The organism is Nonomuraea sp. NPDC049709 (assembly GCF_040674815.1).
Lineage (GTDB): Bacteria > Actinomycetota > Actinomycetes > Streptosporangiales > Streptosporangiaceae > Nonomuraea.
In genome coordinates this window covers 1-15,295 of sequence record NZ_JBFANM010000028.1, presented here as the reverse complement: position 1 = coordinate 15,295, position 15,295 = coordinate 1, and the positions used below count along the sequence as shown (strand labels likewise).

Genomic DNA, 15,295 nt, shown 5'->3' with positions numbered 1-15,295 from the left:
CGCAGGTCGAGATGGCGGCAGGGCGCGCCGGCCGTGCCGAAATTGGGTTTTCGCTGAATGGAGAGAGGGCTCAGCCGGGGGCCGGGCCCGTGGAGGCTCGGGGGATCAGGCGCGAGCCGATCTCGACGGTCCGCGCTTCGCCCCTGCCCGTGATGGTGTTGATGAGCAGGTCGGCGGCCCGGGTGGCGACCTCGTCGGCCGAGATCCGGATCGTGGTGAGCGACGGGGTGGAGGTGGCGGCGAGCAGCGTGTCGTCTATTCCGATCACGCTCACCCGGTCGGGCACGCTGATGCCGAGCTTGGCGAACTGGTGCAGCACTCCGAGCGCCACCAGGTCGTTGTGCGCGAGCACCGCCGTCGCCTCGCCCGCCGCGACGAGCGTCGCCGCGTGCACGCCGGTCTCGAAGCGGGGGTCGTACGGGCCGAGCTCGGTCAGCGTCAGGTCGTGGGCCTCGAAGACCTCCCTGATGGACTTGCCGCGGCCGTGCTCGCCGTGCTCGGCGTTGACGAAGACGCACCGGGTGTGCCCGTACGCCTTGAGGTGCTCGGCGGCCTGCGCGATCCCCTGCGACAGGGAGATGCGCAGCTCGGGCAGCCCTTCGACGTGCCGGTTCACCAGGACGGTGGGCATCTCGGCGCCGAGCTCGCGCAGCCGTTCCTCCGGCAGGGTGGACGCCCACAGGATCAGGCCGTCCACCTGCTTGGACACCGCGGCGATGGTCTCCAGCTCGTCGTACTCGCGCTCGTCGGTGTCGGCGGCCAGCACGGTGTAGCCGAGCCGCCTGGCGCGGGCCTGCATCGCCTTGAAGATCGGCGGGAAGAACGGGTTCGCTATGTCGGGGATGATCAGACCGATCGACCCCGTCCTGCCGCCGCGCAGTGAGCGGGCGGCGGGGTTGGGCGAGTAGCCCAGATCGGCCGCCGCCTCCCGGACGCGCTGCAGGGTCTGCGGCTGCACCTGCTCCGGCGCGGTGAACGCGCGGGAGACCGTCGAGACGGACACCCCGGCCGCGCTCGCCACCTGCTTGATCGTTACCGCCACCGCGTCCGTCCTCCCGTGCCACTGGTTGGGAGGATCGTTGCAAACGTTCCCGGAATGCGTCAAGAGTGTTTCATCCAGGAAAATCCCTGACCTGTTCAACTCTGTGGTGCTCTGTCATGATGCATCTCTGAATGTTTGCGGGATCGTTTTCAAGGGAGTCAGATGAAGATCACCGGCTGGGAACTGCTCACCCTGCCCGATCACGGCGACAGCATGATGCTGCTGGTCATCGACACCGACGAGGGCCTGCACGGCCTGGGCGAGGTCGGCATCAGGTCGAGGCAGAAGGCCGTGGCCGGGGGCATCGAGCACCTGGGCGAGCTGCTGATCGGCGAGGACCCCACCAGGATCGAGCACTTGTGGCAGGTGCTGTTCCGGCGCGGGTTCTTCCCCGCCGACCGGTTCCTGTCGGCCGCGATCGCCGCCGTGGACGTGGCCCTGTGGGACATCCGCGGCAAAGCCCTCGGCGTGCCGGTGTACGAGCTGTTCGGCGGGCGGGTGCGCGACCACGTGCCGGCCTACACGCACCTGGGCGACGACTACCACGACGTGGAGGCGTTCCTGGACAAGGCGCGCGGCCTGGTCGCCGACGGCTGGCGGCACCTTCGCTTCGCGGTGCCGCACGCGCCGGACGGGGTGCTCGACCAGCGGGCCTCGATGCGGGCGGGGATCGCGCTGTTCCACCGGATGCGGGAGGTGGTGGGCGAGGAGGTGGAGCTGATCCTCGACGTGCACACCAGGTTCGACCCGCCGGAGGCGGTCACGCTGTGCAGGGAGATCGAGGCGGCGCGGCCGTACTTCGTGGAGGACCCGCTGCGCAGCGAGGGTCTGGACGCCTACCGCATGCTCAGGGCCCGTACGGCGGTGCCGCTGGCGGCGGGCGAGCAGTTCGGCTCGAAGTGGGAGTTCCAGCGCCTGGTGGAGCCGGACCTGATCGACTACGCCCGCGTGGACGTGGGCGTGGCGGCCGGGCTCACCGAGGCCAGGAAGATCGCGGCCATGTGCGAGACCCACTACATCAGGCTCGCCACCCACAACCCCCTCGGCCCGGTGACCGCGGCCTCCTCGCTGCACCTGAACCTCGCGACCCCGAACGCCGCGGTCCAGGAGCACCAGGCCCAGCCCGAGCCCGCGATCGACGCGCTGTTCACGGCCCGGCCCACGATCAGGGCCGGGCGCGTGGAGCTGCCGGAGCTGCCCGGGCTCGGCGTGGACCTCGACCGGGCCGAGGCCCGCCGCTACCAGGCCGTCGCCGCCGAGCGCCCGCACCTGCGCACTCCGGACGGGGCCTTCACCAACTGGTGAGCCGGGCCACGCCGCGCGTGCCTCACCCCCCGTCACGTGGCGCACCGGTGGCAGCGGGTGAGAAACACCGCAAATGATCCGCGATGGGCGTCGCCATGGCCGCCGTCGGGTTCGCACCCTCCCCGGCCGCGGTGGCACCGCCGTACGGGCTGCTCAAGCTGGTCTTCAACTGCTCGCGGGTGGGCCCGGTGACGGTCACCGTCAAGGGTCCGGGCGTTCTCGACCCGCACCATCCGGGTCTGCTCGAACAAGTGGTGAGCTAGGCCCAGGGGCGGGGGAAGGCGTCGCCGTCCAGCCCAGCACCCACGGCGAGTCCGAGGGGATCTGTCACGATGTGCTCGGTCCCGCTGTAGCGGGTCGCCTCGTCCATGTAGATGACGACGTGCGCGAACCGGGCCTGATCGGTGCGGTTGGGCAGTGCCATGTGGCCGGTGTAGCCGCTGTGGAAGGTGCAGTCGCCGGCGCGGAGCGGCACGGTGACCCGGGGGATCCAGCGCAGGGACGGGTCCATCTCGAACAGGTCCTCCTCGCGGTGGAGGTCCTGCGGGCGCAGGCCGGTCCGATGCTGGGTGCCGGGCAGGAAGGTCATGCACCCCCGCTCCGGGGGAACGTCGACCAGCGCTATCCACGCCGACAGCGGGAGCCGGTCGCCCGCGTGCGGCCAGTACGGGCGGTCCTGGTGGAACTCGGTGGCGGCGTTGTTGTGCGGCTCCTTGACCAGCATCTGGTCGTGCCAGAGCCGCAGCGGGAACCCGGCGAGCTGTTCGGCGATCCGGCCGAGCCGCCGGTCGAGCGTGAGCTCCCGCAGCGTCCGGTCCTGTCGCCAGACGTTGACCAGCTGGCTGAAGACGCCTCGCGTCTCCAGGCTCTCCGCGCGATGCGCCCGCAGGAACGCCTCGGCGCCGGTCCGGAAGCGGTCGATCCGGCCGGGCTCGAGAACGCCGCGCACTCGGACGAAACCGTGTTCGCGGTACGCCGCCACAAGCTCGTCCGGCACCCGGCCGTCGGGGCCGACATCGCTGCCGGGCTGCCGGGTCGTGGTCGTCGCCATCACTGACCTCCGAGGTTCTTGCCGTTGGGATACTCCAAGCGTCGTCGTAGCGTGCCGCCAGGGGCTAGGCCGATCCCGGCGTGTGGTCGTACGATCCCGGCATGCCTGCCACGCTGCACGAGCACGCGCTGTTCGCCGGGGACCCGGTCCTGGCAGGTGTCCACCACCTGGACCTCGACATCGAGCCGCACGCGCACGACTTCCTCGAGATCGCCGTGATCGGAGCCGGTCACGGCCGGCACGTGACCAGCCAGGGCGAGCATCCGCTGCGGCGCGGGCAGGTCATCGTGCTCCGCCCCGGTGCCTGGCACGGGTTCCGCGACTGCGCCGGCCTGACCGTCGCCAACTGCTGCCTGTCCGCCCAGGCGCTACGGGCCGAGCTGGCGGCGCTGCACGACCTCCCGATGCTGCGCCGGATGTTGTGGACCGACCCGGTGGCCTCCGGTACGCACGGCGTGGCGGTCACGACCGCCGATCCGGCCGCCGCCGAGGAGGCCATCGCGGAGATCACCCTGCTCGAACGGGACCTCCGGGCCGAGCCGAGCCGACCGGGCCGCGTGCTGGGCCGGCTGGTCACCGTCCTCGGCATCCTGGCCGACGGCCGTGACCCCGGACAGGAGGCGCTGGAGCCCGCCGTCCACCCCGCCGTCGCCGCCACCATCGCCCGGCTCGAGGCGGCGCCCGCCCACCCGTGGCGGCTGGACGAGCTCGCCCGATCGATCAACCTGGATCCCACCCATCTCGGCCGGCTGTTCAGGCGGCACGTGGGGTTGACGCCACTGGGCTTCCTGGCCCGGCTGCGGGCCGAGCGCGCCGCCACGTTGCTGGCGCAGTCGACCCTGCCGGCCGCCCGGGTCGGCGCCGCCGTCGGCTGGGACGACCCGACCTACTTCGCCCGCCGCTTCCGCACGCTGGTCGGGCTGACCCCTACCGAATACCGGCGACGCAGCCGATCAGCCGCCCGTCCTCAGCAGGGATCCTGATTCGCTCCGCAGGCTTACGGGTCCGCGCCGGACCCGAGCACGACGGCACGGTCAAAGGCTCGTCACCGCCGCCCGCCGAACTCCCAGTCGTGGACCTCGATGCCGGCGTACCGGTCAAGGGTCAGGACGGCGCGCGCCGCGTCCGGGTCCGGCGCCCGGACCAGGGCCGCCGTACCCAGCCAGGCGGTGCCGTCGTCGGACAGCAGCGGCCCGTACGCGATCAGCTCGTCCCGGTCGGGCGGCGGGACGAGGTCCGCGGCCTGCCCGGAGCCGAGGCCCAGCACGAGATACCGGTGGCCGCCTTCCCGGCCGCCGGGGAAGTCCCACATGGTGCGCCCCAGCACGTTGCGCCAGCGACGCAACACCACATCCCGGTACACCCCGGCCTGGTAGTTGGGCTCGTCGAAGGCGAACGCGCGCGCGGTGGCGGGGTCCGGCACGTCGACGATGTGCACGCTGCCGGTGGCCGTTTCGCCGCCGCGGGCGAAGGTCGGGCCCCGGGCGATCAGCTCCGCCGTGTATCGGTCCATGTAGGACCAGTGCGCTTCCAGCAGCTCGTCGCGCAGCGCCGCGGAGTCAGGCCGATCCCGGTGATAACAGAAGAACTCCATGGCAAGAGTACTTACCACGGCAGGGAAGTCCCCGCCTGACTACGTAATCAGGCATACGGTCCTGTTTGACTACGTAGTCAAACAGGAGGAGCCGTGATGCCGGAAGCCAAGCGCCGCGCCCCCCGCAGCACCGATGTCGCCCGGCTGGCGAACGTGTCCCAGAAGACGGTCTCCCGCGTGCTGAACGGCGAGCCGTACGTGAGCGACGAGGTCCGCGGGCGGGTGCTGGCGGCGGCGCGCGAGCTCGGATACCGGCGCAACACCGCGGCCAGGGCGCTGCATCTGGGCCGGTTCCACCGCGTCGGCGTCGTCTCGCTCGGCAGCTCGCTGTACGGCCCGTCCTCCCTGCTGATCGCCCTGGAGCGGCGGGCCAGGGAGATCGGATATGCCTTCAGCGTCGTCAACACCCTCGAAGGCGAGGACGGCGGTGTTTTGAGGGCCGTCGAAACCCTGTTGGAGCAGGGTGTGGACGGCATCGTGCTGTCCGAGCCGATCGACGAGGGCCAGGTGCTGGGGATCGACCCGGGCGTCCCCGTGCTCAGCTTCGGTGCGCTGCCCGGCCTGGACGGCCCCCGGGTGGTGATCACCGGCGCGTCCGGCGTGGGCATGGGCAGGCTGGCCACCGAGCACCTGCTCGGCCTGGGCCATGCCACCGTCTGGCACGTCGCCGGGCCGGAGCGGTGGTTCGCCGCGCGCGACCGCGCGCGGGGCTGGCGGGAGGCGCTGGCCGGCGCGGGGATCGAGGCGCCGCCCCCGCCGGCCGGTGACTGGTCTCCGGCCTCCGGGTACGCGGCGGGGCGCGTCCTTGCCGCGAACCCGGAGGTCACAGCCGTGTTCGTGGCCAACGACGACATGGCGATCGGCGTGCTGCGCGCCCTGGCCGAGGCCGGTCGAGCGGTGCCCGAGGAGGTCAGCGTGGTGGGGGTGGACGACATCCCGTCCGCGGCCTACCTGTCACCGCCCCTGACCACGGTCCGCCAGGACTTCCACGAGATCGCCGCGTACGGACTGGACCTGCTGGTCGAGCAGATGGAGAACGAGCCCGGCTCGGCGACCCACGACGACCTGCCCGCGCACCTCGTGGTGCGCCGGTCGACCGCACCTCCCAAGGATCGGACACGACAACGCCACGAACCCGGTGGGTCGTCCTGACCACCGGCATCCCCGCACGGAAGCCCGAGAGCGTCCCGGGCTACTGGCGGGAGAGCGCGCGGGTGAGGCCTGCCAGGGTGGTCGTCGCGAGGATCCACCCCGCGGCGATCATCGCGGCGGCGAGCCACTGCTGTGTGCCGCGCGCGCCGAAGGCGCCCTCCTGGCCGAAGCTGATGATCGGGAGCAGCAGGTCCAGGGTGTAGAGGAAGGCGTTGAAGGGGGGCGCCTCGGCCGGCTTGAAGGCCACCGGGTGGTGGGCGGTGAAGACGAGCGTGCCCATGAGGAGAAGGGCCGCGAGCCAGAGCGCGGCACGGAACGGGCGGTAGCCGTACCCGACGGTCCAGTCCTGCAGATACCCCCAGAGCCGCGCACCGAGCCGTTGCCCCGCCCGACGGTGCCGCTGTTTGGCCAGCAGCACGTCCCGGGCGGCCTCGTCGTGACCGTGCGTTCGGTAGACGGTGGCCAACTGCTCGTACGGTTGGGGCAGGTAACCCTCCTTGGCCAGCCAGTCGAGGCGCTCCTGGACAGGCAGGAGAGCCTCCAGGTTGTCGTAGGTGAAGCCGTTCAGCCGGAGCCGATCGGGCCACCGGCCGGGAACGTCGTCGAGCACGCCGACCCGGGTGTGGCGAAGGTCGACGGCGCCGAGCAGGACGGTCTCCGGCCCGATCTTCAGCGAAGCCGCCTGGACGCCACGCAGGTGAAGGTCACCGTCGACGGTGGTCTCCGCGAAGCACAGGGTGGTGGCGATCCGGGAGTCTCTGATCGAGAGGGTTCCCTTGGCCGTGAAGCCTTCGCAGCAGTCGACGCCACCGCCCGCGATCACCTGCCACAGGGTCAGGGCCCTCCCGCCAGGATTGCTGAGGACAGCGCCGTGGAACGCCACGCCGCCCTCGACCCTGGCGTCTATGAGCACGATCTCCCCATCGGCGCTGAAGGCCTCGCTGCAGCTGAGCCTGCCGGTCACCCCCAGCCGCCGCAGTGAGAGCGCCGTCGCACCCGGGTTGGACAGCTTCCCGCCGTCGACGTTGACCGATCCGCGGACCTGCGTCGAGTCCAGGAAGACCTCCCCGGTCGCCACGAAGCCCGGTGTGGCGCGCAGCCCGCTGCCGAGCTCCATCAGCGGCGCGTTCAGCGCGCGTTCTCCCGGATTGACGAGGGTCGCATGAGCGAGTGAGAGCGAACCGGTCACGCGGGCCCCCCGCAGGAGGACCTCGCCCTCGGCGGTGAAGCTCTCATTCAGCAGCAGCCCACCCTCGACGGTGAGCCTCTCCGCGTTGAGGGCGATGCCGGAGGGGTTGGACAGCCGAGCTCCGCTGAACGCGCACGTGCGTCCCATCCGGGCGTCCTGCACGCTCAGCTCGCCGTACGAGCGGAAGCCGTGGCCGCACGACAACCCGCCGTCGATGACGATCCCGTCGGCGGTGAGGCTGCCGCCGCCCGACCGCCCGACCTGCGCGCCGTCGAGGATCATCGTCCCGGCGATCCGGGCGCCCGCCATGCGGATCTCACCGTCGATGACGGCGTTCGCGCACAGCAGATCCCGGTCGACGATCAGGCCGGCGGCGTGGACGGCCAGATCGGCGTTGATCGCCGTACCGCTGAGGTCCAGCGTCCCGGACACGTGCGCTCCGCCGACCTGAACCGGGCCGTCCATCCGGCACCCTTCCAGGCGCAGGCCCCCGCCGATCACGGCGTCTCCGGCCCGCAGCCCGGGTAACCGGGAAACCGAGAGGTCGACCAGGCCGGTGCGGGCTCCGGTGAGGACCGGCGCTTCCTCGAAATCGCAGCCCGTCAAGATCAGCGGGTGCTGGACCTCGGCGTACGACAGGTCCAGCCGGCCGGCGATCCTGGCTCCGGACAGGCGCACGCCGGGCGTCTGCCCTGGAAGGCACTCCTGGGTGCCGAGCAGCAGCCCCGCGATGACCGCGGCCCGAACGGGGAAGCCGGGCAGATCTACCGGACGCGCCGCGGGGAACGCCTCCCAGAGAGCGCGTTCCGGCTCGGAAAGATCCTCGATCATCACAGGGGCACTCCCGGAAACGTCGCACGCGTCGGTAAGGAGATGCTCCAAGGTCATCACCGGCTTGGCAACCGTGCGGCCCTGATCGTCCGTTGCGTGACCCCCGAGGCGGTCCACGCATGATCAGCGAGTGAGGGGAGACGGTGGCGCGGCTGCGGCGCCCGTCCGGCCCCGATCAGCGGAGAAGACATAAAGGTAGGGGTGCCGCGCCCGGACCTCGCCGCCGGCGGCGGCCCTGGCCAGGGCGAGCGCGCCATCCGCCGAGGTGCCCTGCGGCGGCGTGAAACGGGCCGCGGGCAGCAGGGCGCGCACGGTGCTCTGGAACGGCTTCATCAGCAGGTCGGCCGCGTCGAAGAGGCGTCCTCCCCAGGAGAAGACCGGTTCGAGCCCGGTCGCGGCGGCGACGGCGGTCTGGCCGAGCTGCCGTCCGGCTTCGTCCCAGATGCCACGCGCGAGCGGATCCCCGGCGCGGGCCGCGTCGGCGACGGACGGCGCGAACGACGCCAGGTGGTGCGCGGGCGAGGTCGATTCGTAGACGAGTGCCACCAGGTCCAGGGGGTGGCCGAAGCGGGCGGTCAGCCGTTCCAGCAGGGCGGGCGACCCACCGGTCCGGCCGTCGTGGGCGCGCAGGGCGGCCTGGAGGCCGTGCATGCCGATCCACGCGCCGCTGCCGTGGTCGCCGAGCAGGTGGCCCCAGCCGTCGGACTGGTTCCATACGCGGTCCAGGTCGGTGCCCAGCGTGATGACGCCGGTCCCGGCGGCGACGACCACCCCGGGCCGGAACCCGAGCGCGCCGACGTGCGTGGTCACCGTGTCCCCCGCGACCGCGAGCGCGTCGAGCCCGAACCGCTCGCGCAACGCCCGCCACAACGTCTCCGGGTCCCTGACCAGCCCCGGCAGCCCGGTCACCCCGACGGCCATCGCGGCGAACCGCTCGGGGATCGCCACCGCCGTGGCGCCCCTGTCCGAGACAGGTGCCGCGCCGCCGGCATGAGCGTCCCGGGCCCGGACGGCGCTCTCGGCATGAGCGTCCCGGGCGGCGCTCCCGGCGTGCCCCTCCTGGGCGCCCGCGGCGTCGCCCAACTGGCCGTCAGGGGTCCAGGTGGCGCGCTCGACGACCGTGGCGATCCCGGTGGCGAGCCGGTCGAGATCGACCCGGCCCCCGGTGCGGGGCACCGGTGCCGAGTCCTCGCCGTACGCGATCCACCCCCCGCTCTCGATGCGGACCCTGATGCCTCCGCCGCCGACGTCCACACCCACCACGCCGCTCATCCGGCGTGCCCGCCCAGCGCGGCGACGGCCGCGCGGACGCCGGGATGCGCGGCGAGCGCGGCCCTGGCCCGCTCCGGCGGGCAGCCCGTGAGCAGCCGCACGAGCGCCTCCGGGATCCGCCCGTCCGCCTCGGCCAGCGCGGCGCGGCAGGCCGCGGCGTCCTCCCCGGTCGCCTCCACGAGCAGGCTCACGGCCCGCGCCTCCAGCTTGGCGTTGGTGGCGACCAGCCCGACCATGAGATTCGAGTACGTCCGCCCGGCCTTGATCATGAGCGCCGTCGAGAACGCGTTCAGCAGCACCTTGGTCGCCGTGCCCGCCTTGAGCCGGGTGGACCCGGTGAGCGCCTCCGGGCCGGTGTCCGCGACGACGAGGATCTCGGCCAGCTCGCGCAGCGGTGCGGCGGGATTGCAGGTGATCAGCACGGTGAGCGCGCCCGCCGCCCGGGCCGCGCGCAGCGCACCGGCCACGTACGGGGTGGACCCGGAGGCCGTGATCCCGATCGCCACGCTGCTCTCGCCGAGCGTCGCGGCGTCGGCGGCGCCGAGCTCCTCCGCGTCCTCCCGGTCGACGGACGAGTCGGTGAGCGCGCCCGGCCCGCCGGCGAAGTGCGCCGAGAACAGCTCGCGCGCCACCCCGAACGTCGGCGTGATCTCGGTGGCGTCCAGCACCGCCAGACGCCCCGACGCGCCGGCGCCGAAGTAGTGCACGCCGCCGCCGCGGCCCAGCCGGAGGTGCGCCTCGTCGACCGCCCGGGCGAGCGGCCCGGTGGCGGCGCGGGCGGCCTCGACCGCCCTGGCGTCCTCGTCCAGCAGCAGCCGGAGGGCGTCCGCCGACTCCAGCGTGTCGATGCCGGCGGTGCGCGGGTTGCGGCGTTCGGTCGGTGGTGCCACCTGGGGCATCGTGCTCCTCATCGATCGTGTTCGTACGGCTGGGCGAGCGGGCCGGTCTGACCCGCGTAGGAGGTGAACAGCCGGCGTGACTCCGTGGCCAGGTCGCCCAGGTCGCGCGGCGCCGGCGGCGCGCCGTCCCGCAGGAAGAGCTCGGCGCGTTCGCGGAGCCGTTCCTGCAGTTCGGCTTCCGAGTCGCCGGGCGTGGCGAGCGCGCGGTCGAGGCCGTCCGCCCACAGCGCCCAGCGGTCGCGGTAGTAGCCGCCGACGAGCCCGCTCCAGTGCCGGCCGGCGTAGTCGTCGAGCAGCGGGCTGTCCGAGGTGCCCCACACCGTGATGATGCGGCGGGCGTTGTCGGCCAGGAGGTCGCGGTCCGCCGGGTCGCCAGCGTGCGACAGCGCCTTCGACTCCCAGTGCCGGAAGGTGTACTCGGGCCGGCAGGCCAGCATCCGGTCCAGGTCATCGAAGACCCGTAGGAACCGGTCGATCTCCGGCGCGCTCGCCGCGCCCAGCAGGACCGACCGCTCCACGGCGTCGAGGTGGCAGCGGTCGGCGACCCTGGCCATGAAGGCCACGCCCACCTCGACGAGATCGTGCCCGAGCGGACCGGCCAGCAGGTCGCGATCGTGCTCGGCCACCTCGATCATCCGTTCCCAGGCCGCCGCCAGCACGCCCGGCTCGTACCAGAGGACGCGGGCGGCGTCGGCGCGGAGCCCGGCCAGGTCGCCGGGGATCCGCGCGTAGGAGGGGCCGGCGGTCAGGACACCCTTGAACTGGTCGGGGGCGATCCGCACGCCCTGGGCGCCGTAGACGGTGCCGAGGAGCCCGCGCCAGGCGGCCCGCAGCTCGGCCGTCCACCGGTCGCCGGTGCCGTAGCGGCGGCTCACGAAGGCGTCGAGCCAGGCGTCGAGGTCGGGGACCCGGTTCCAGATCTGGTCGGCGACGAGCTCGAAGAAGACGGGGTTGTTGCGGGTGGCCTCCATGGACAGGCCGAGGCCGGCGGGCGGGCTCGGCGCCGCCAGGGCCGCGTCGATCCCGGCCGGTACGCCGCGCAGGTCGGCACCCGGATCGGTGCGGCCGCCGAAGTTCAGCAGCGCGCACCAGAGCCAGGGTTTCCCGGAGAACTCCTGGAAGCGGTCCCACAGCGGATCGTGCTCTGCCCACAGGTCCGCCACGAGCATCCGGTCGTCCGGGATCGCGGTGAGGAAGGCGTTGACGCGATCCTCGGTCCAGAACTCCCGCTGGTAGGAGAACGGCCAGGCCTGCATGAGCCAGACCGCGTCCGGGTCGGCGGCCCGCAGGCCGGCCAGCGTGGCCGCCGCCACGGCCCCGGGAAAGGCGGGGTCGGCGTCGATGGGGATCATCTCGATGAACGGGTCGGCGGCGTACAGGTGGTCGGTGCCGAAGAGTTTGATCTGCGCGCGGGCGATCTCGGCGCCGATCCGCTCGTACAGCGGGTCGGCCGGATCGAGGACCCAGCTCTCGAACCCCTGCCAGTGGCGGCGGCCCGCGCGCGCCGCCGAGGCGATCTCGCGCGGGACGTGCCCGGTGAAGGCCGGCAGCACGGGGGTCATGCCGAAGGCGCGCTCACGGTCGAGGATGCGCGCCCCGAGCTCGCGATGGCTCTCGATCCAGGACGAGGGGAGCGGGCCGGCGAAGTTGTCCAGGCAGCCCATGAACTGGAACGGCAGATAGCCCGGACCGCCCAGGAAGCTCCGGATCTGCCGGTCGTCGAGACCGAGCAGGGAATAGGCGGCGTGGAGCGCGGCCTCGTGACCGGTGACGGCGAGCGGCATGGTGATGCCGTGCAGGGCCATCCAGTCGATCTCGCGTTCCCAGTCGGCCCAGTCCCAGTAGGGCATCGTGTAGCTGAAGGTGCAGAAGTTGAAGTAGTAGCCCTCCCGGACCCGCGCCGCGCCCTGGCGGAGCGGGACGTCGGGCAGGGACGTCAACCCCAGGGGCAGCACCGTGTCCCAGCCCACGGAGGTGCCGCAGCGTTCCCGGAGGTAGTGGTGGAGCGCCACCGAGGCGCTCACCCCGTCCGTCGCCGCGATGCTGAGCACACCGCCGGCCGCCTCGTAGGCGTACTCGCGCCCGTCGCCGTCGCGGGCGGCGAACCGTACCGACTCCGCCACGGGCCCCAGCACACGATGGGCCAGGCCGCGGACAGTTTCCGCCCACGGCGGGCCGTCACCGGACAACATCGCAGGTCACACCCCTCGACTAATTAGTTCCGTACGGTCCATAATTAATATGCTAGCGTACCGGCAACCGATCGCAGGGAGAGAGCATGGAGCAGGTCGTGGCCGCGGGCACCCAGTTCATGCGCGAGGTCAACGCCGCCGCCGTGCTGCGGAAGCTGCGGGCCGAGGCCAGCATGAGCGTCTCCGCGCTGGCCAAGGCCGTGGGGCTGTCCCGCCAGGCGGTCTCCCGCTCGCTCAACGCGCTCGTCACCGAGGGCCTGGTCGAGTTCGGCCCCCTCGATCGCGACTCCACCCGGGCGGGGCGGCCGGCCCAGCTCGTGCGGTTCAAGGCGGAGGCGGGCCACGTGCTGGGCCTGTCGATCAGCCCGCAGGACGTTCGCGTCGCGGTGGCGGACCTGGCCGGCACGGTCACGGCGGCCGAAGCGGTGCAGCTCGGCTCCGGTCCCGGCGGCGACCAGGTGGTGGAGACGCTCCTGTCCACGGTGGACCGGGCGCTGCGCGCAGCGGGGATCACGACCGGCGACCTCTGGTTCGCCTCGGTCGGCACCCCCGGCATCGTCGACCCGGCGGCCGGGATCATCAAGCTCATCCCGAGCATGCCCGGCCTGGCCGGCGACCTCCTCGTACGCCGGCTGACGGAGACGCTCGGCTGCCCCGTCTACCTGGACAACGACGTCAAGCTGGCCACACACGGCGAGCGGCGGCGCGACGCGGAGCAGCGCGAGGACTCCCTGGTGATGATCCACTGGGGCGAGCGGGTCGGCGCCGGGATCGTGCTGAACGGCGAGCTCTACCGAGGCGCCTCCAACGACTCCGGCGACGTCGGCTTCCTCGATCTGTTCACCGACGGACACGCCACGTCCCGGCATCCGCGGGGCCTGGGCCCGTTCGAGGATCGGGTCGGCGGCGCGGAGATCGTGCGCCAGGCCGCGGCGGCCGCCGGACGCGCCGGCGACGACGCGCTCCTGGCCCGGATCGAGGCCGGGGGAGAGCACGCGATCGAGGCCGTGCTGGACGCCGTCGTCGACGGCAGCCCGGCCGCGCTGGAGGCGATCGACGTGGTGGCCCGCCGCTTCGCCAAGGGCATCGCCGTGATCCGGGCGATCCTCAACCCGCGGCTCGTGGTCATCGGCGGGCCGCTGGCCAGATGCGGCGAGACGTTGCTCGCCGCGCTGCGGCGGCACCTGTCCGGCGAGCCGCTGGACCAACCGGCGCTGGAGGTCTCGACGCTCCAGGAAGACGCCGTCGTCCACGGGGCCCTGCTCCACTCCCTGGACGAGATCGAGCGGACCAGGTTCGGCCTGGTCAGACCAGGCTCGGCCTGGTGAGGAACAGTCGTCATGAGGGCCGTTGCGGAACCGACGCGCCAGCCGACGCCACCACCCGATTGAGGAGAAAGGTCATGCGTATGACGAGACCAGCCCGGCGCGCGGCGGTCGTGGCGCTCGGCGTCACGACGGCGTTCGCGCTGACGGCCTGCGCGGGCGCCAGCAGCTCGGGCGGGAATACGGCGACCAAGGTCGACGTATCGACCACCATTCCCAGCGACCCGGTGACGCTCACCCTCGCCTACACCAACGACCCGCCCACCAAGGCGCTCATCGACGGCTTCACCAAGAAGCACCCGAACGTCACCGTCAAGCCCCAGATGACGCCGTTCAACGACTACATCAAGTCCATCAAACTGGCGATGTCGTCCGACGCCGCGCCGGACATCGCCCAGTACAACCCGGGCGCGATGAACTCCCTGGTCCCGGCCGGTCTCATCCTCGACCTGAGCCCGTGGGCCAAGGCGTACGGCTGGACCACCAAGTTCCCGCCGGCCAGCCTCGAGGTCCTCAGCTCCGACAAGTCGGCCAAGCAGTTCGGCACCGGCAACCTGTACGCCGTGCCCGGCGGGCTGTCCGTGCTCGGCGTCTTCTACAACAAGAAGATCGTGAAAGAGGCGCCGAAGACGCTGGCCGACTTCGAGGCCGCGATGCAGCAGGCCAAGGCCGCCGGCCAGACCCCGCTGAGCAACGGCGCGCTCCAGGTCGGCGGCTTCCACCTGTGGAACGCGCTGCTCAACGTGACCGGCGACATCAACGACTACCGGTCGTGGGTGTACGGCAAGCCGGGCGCGACGATCGAGAACCCGGCCGCGCTGAAGGCCACCCAGACGCTGACCGACTGGGCGAAGAAGGGATACGTCTCCAGCGGGGCGAGCGCCACGGCGGACGCCGACGCCCTGGCGAGCTTCGCCAAGGGCGACAGCGCGTTCCTGATCACCGGCAACTGGGCCGCCTCCACCCTGGAGACCGAGATGAAGGACGACGTGGGCTTCTTCCTGATGCCCACGGAGTCGGCGGACAAGCCGGCGAACGTCGCCTCCGGGGCGAGCGTGGCGTACGCCATCTCGTCGAAGTCGAAGCACCCGAACGTCGCCGCGGCGTTCCTCGACTACCTGAGCTCGCCGGAGGCGGCGAAGATCGAGTTCGACGGCGGGTTCCTGCCGGTCGACACCAAGGCCGAGCTGGGCGCGACGGGGCTGCGCGGCGACATCGCGAGTGTCTTCGCTCCCGTGGCGCAGGGCAACGGGATCGTCCCGTTCCCCGACTTCGCCTCGCCCGGCATGATCGACAAGCTGACTCCCGGCATCCAGGGCCTGATCAGCGACAAGATGACCCCCGACGCCTTCCTGAAGTCCCTGCAGGAGTCGTGGGACGCCCACCATGGCTCGTGAGCTGAGCCCGGCCGTCTCCTCGCCGCGGGCAGTTCCCGCCCGCGGC

The 15,295-nt window shown here is 72.3% G+C and carries 13 protein-coding genes; 6 read left to right on the top strand and 7 right to left on the bottom strand.

From position 1 onward, the window contains the following. Positions 1-70: 70 nt before the first annotated feature. Positions 71-1,042, bottom strand: coding sequence for a LacI family DNA-binding transcriptional regulator (locus AB0J69_RS27230; protein ID WP_364122667.1), 972 nt, complete (start codon positions 1,040-1,042; stop codon positions 71-73). 162 nt (positions 1,043-1,204) lie between these two features. Between AB0J69_RS27230 and AB0J69_RS27225 the strand changes: the two genes are divergently transcribed. Together AB0J69_RS27225 and AB0J69_RS27220 are read left to right on the top strand one after the other, a co-directional pair. Beyond that, positions 1,205-2,347, top strand: a complete 1,143-nt coding sequence (locus tag AB0J69_RS27225; RefSeq protein ID WP_364122665.1) for a mandelate racemase/muconate lactonizing enzyme family protein — start codon at positions 1,205-1,207, stop codon at positions 2,345-2,347. Between the two features lie 83 nt (positions 2,348-2,430). Continuing rightward, the gene (locus tag AB0J69_RS27220) at positions 2,431-2,610 is read left to right on the top strand and encodes a hypothetical protein (protein WP_364122664.1); all 180 of its coding nucleotides are present in this window, start codon (positions 2,431-2,433) and stop codon (positions 2,608-2,610) included. Here the strand turns inward: AB0J69_RS27220 and AB0J69_RS27215 are convergent. Further along, positions 2,607-3,398 (bottom strand): phytanoyl-CoA dioxygenase family protein, encoded by a 792-nt coding sequence (locus AB0J69_RS27215; protein ID WP_364122662.1) that lies wholly within the window; start codon positions 3,396-3,398, stop codon positions 2,607-2,609. The genes AB0J69_RS27220 and AB0J69_RS27215 overlap by 4 nt on opposite strands. 101 nt (positions 3,399-3,499) lie before the next feature. On the opposite strand from AB0J69_RS27215, the gene AB0J69_RS27210 reads away from it, so the two are divergent. Beyond that, on the top strand, positions 3,500-4,381 hold the full coding sequence (locus AB0J69_RS27210) for an AraC family transcriptional regulator (RefSeq protein ID WP_364122660.1): 882 nt from the start codon (positions 3,500-3,502) through the stop codon (positions 4,379-4,381). A 62-nt stretch (positions 4,382-4,443) separates the two neighbouring features. Here AB0J69_RS27210 and AB0J69_RS27205 read toward each other — a convergent pair whose 3' ends face one another. Next, positions 4,444-4,992 carry a YciI family protein gene (locus tag AB0J69_RS27205; RefSeq protein ID WP_364122658.1) on the bottom strand — a complete coding sequence of 183 codons (549 nt, stop codon included), beginning with the start codon at positions 4,990-4,992 and terminating at the stop codon, positions 4,444-4,446. A 96-nt stretch (positions 4,993-5,088) separates the two neighbouring features. Here AB0J69_RS27205 and AB0J69_RS27200 point away from each other — a divergent pair, with 96 nt between their 5' ends. Continuing rightward, entirely contained in the window at positions 5,089-6,144 is a 1,056-nt protein-coding gene (locus AB0J69_RS27200; RefSeq protein ID WP_364122656.1) for a LacI family DNA-binding transcriptional regulator, read from the top strand. Between the two features lie 40 nt (positions 6,145-6,184). Here the strand turns inward: AB0J69_RS27200 and AB0J69_RS27195 are convergent, their stop codons facing one another. The 4 genes from AB0J69_RS27195 to AB0J69_RS27180 form a co-directional block, all read right to left on the bottom strand. Next, positions 6,185-8,164, bottom strand: a complete 1,980-nt coding sequence (locus AB0J69_RS27195) for a hypothetical protein (protein ID WP_364122654.1) — start codon at positions 8,162-8,164, stop codon at positions 6,185-6,187. Between the two features lie 123 nt (positions 8,165-8,287). Then, positions 8,288-9,436, bottom strand: coding sequence for a BadF/BadG/BcrA/BcrD ATPase family protein (locus AB0J69_RS27190; RefSeq protein WP_364122652.1), 1,149 nt, complete (start codon positions 9,434-9,436; stop codon positions 8,288-8,290). Next, positions 9,433-10,335 carry an N-acetylmuramic acid 6-phosphate etherase gene (locus AB0J69_RS27185; protein ID WP_364122871.1) on the bottom strand — a complete coding sequence of 301 codons (903 nt, stop codon included), beginning with the start codon at positions 10,333-10,335 and terminating at the stop codon, positions 9,433-9,435. Before AB0J69_RS27185 ends, AB0J69_RS27190 begins: the two co-directional genes overlap by 4 nt. An 8-nt stretch (positions 10,336-10,343) precedes the next feature. Then, positions 10,344-12,527: an alpha-N-acetylglucosaminidase TIM-barrel domain-containing protein gene (locus AB0J69_RS27180; RefSeq protein WP_364122650.1), complete on the bottom strand. Its 2,184-nt coding sequence runs from the start codon at positions 12,525-12,527 to the stop codon at positions 10,344-10,346. 86 nt (positions 12,528-12,613) lie between these two features. Here AB0J69_RS27180 and AB0J69_RS27175 point away from each other — a divergent pair, with 86 nt between their 5' ends. Continuing rightward, positions 12,614-13,855, top strand: a complete 1,242-nt coding sequence (locus AB0J69_RS27175) for an ROK family transcriptional regulator (protein ID WP_364122648.1) — start codon at positions 12,614-12,616, stop codon at positions 13,853-13,855. Between the two features lie 80 nt (positions 13,856-13,935). Then, positions 13,936-15,249 (top strand): extracellular solute-binding protein, encoded by a 1,314-nt coding sequence (locus AB0J69_RS27170; protein ID WP_364122646.1) that lies wholly within the window; start codon positions 13,936-13,938, stop codon positions 15,247-15,249. Positions 15,250-15,295: the final 46 nt, after the last annotated feature.

Bases quoted from the DNA above. Each gene is read 5' to 3' on its own strand.
- AB0J69_RS27185 (WP_364122871.1), bottom strand. From the start codon at position 10,335: ATGCCCCAGGTGGCACCACCGACCGAACGCCGCAACCCGCGCACCGCC.
- AB0J69_RS27215 (WP_364122662.1), bottom strand. From the start codon at position 3,398: ATGGCGACGACCACGACCCGGCAGCCCGGCAGCGATGTCGGCCCCGAC.
- AB0J69_RS27210 (WP_364122660.1), top strand. From the start codon at position 3,500: ATGCCTGCCACGCTGCACGAGCACGCGCTGTTCGCCGGGGACCCGGTC.
- AB0J69_RS27200 (WP_364122656.1), top strand. From the start codon at position 5,089: ATGCCGGAAGCCAAGCGCCGCGCCCCCCGCAGCACCGATGTCGCCCGG.
- AB0J69_RS27205 (WP_364122658.1), bottom strand. From the start codon at position 4,992: ATGGAGTTCTTCTGTTATCACCGGGATCGGCCTGACTCCGCGGCGCTG.
- AB0J69_RS27170 (WP_364122646.1), top strand. From the start codon at position 13,936: ATGACGAGACCAGCCCGGCGCGCGGCGGTCGTGGCGCTCGGCGTCACG.
- AB0J69_RS27175 (WP_364122648.1), top strand. From the start codon at position 12,614: ATGGAGCAGGTCGTGGCCGCGGGCACCCAGTTCATGCGCGAGGTCAAC.
- AB0J69_RS27225 (WP_364122665.1), top strand. From the start codon at position 1,205: ATGAAGATCACCGGCTGGGAACTGCTCACCCTGCCCGATCACGGCGAC.
- AB0J69_RS27195 (WP_364122654.1), bottom strand. From the start codon at position 8,164: ATGATCGAGGATCTTTCCGAGCCGGAACGCGCTCTCTGGGAGGCGTTC.
- AB0J69_RS27190 (WP_364122652.1), bottom strand. From the start codon at position 9,436: ATGAGCGGCGTGGTGGGTGTGGACGTCGGCGGCGGAGGCATCAGGGTC.
- AB0J69_RS27180 (WP_364122650.1), bottom strand. From the start codon at position 12,527: ATGTTGTCCGGTGACGGCCCGCCGTGGGCGGAAACTGTCCGCGGCCTG.
- AB0J69_RS27220 (WP_364122664.1), top strand. From the start codon at position 2,431: ATGGGCGTCGCCATGGCCGCCGTCGGGTTCGCACCCTCCCCGGCCGCG.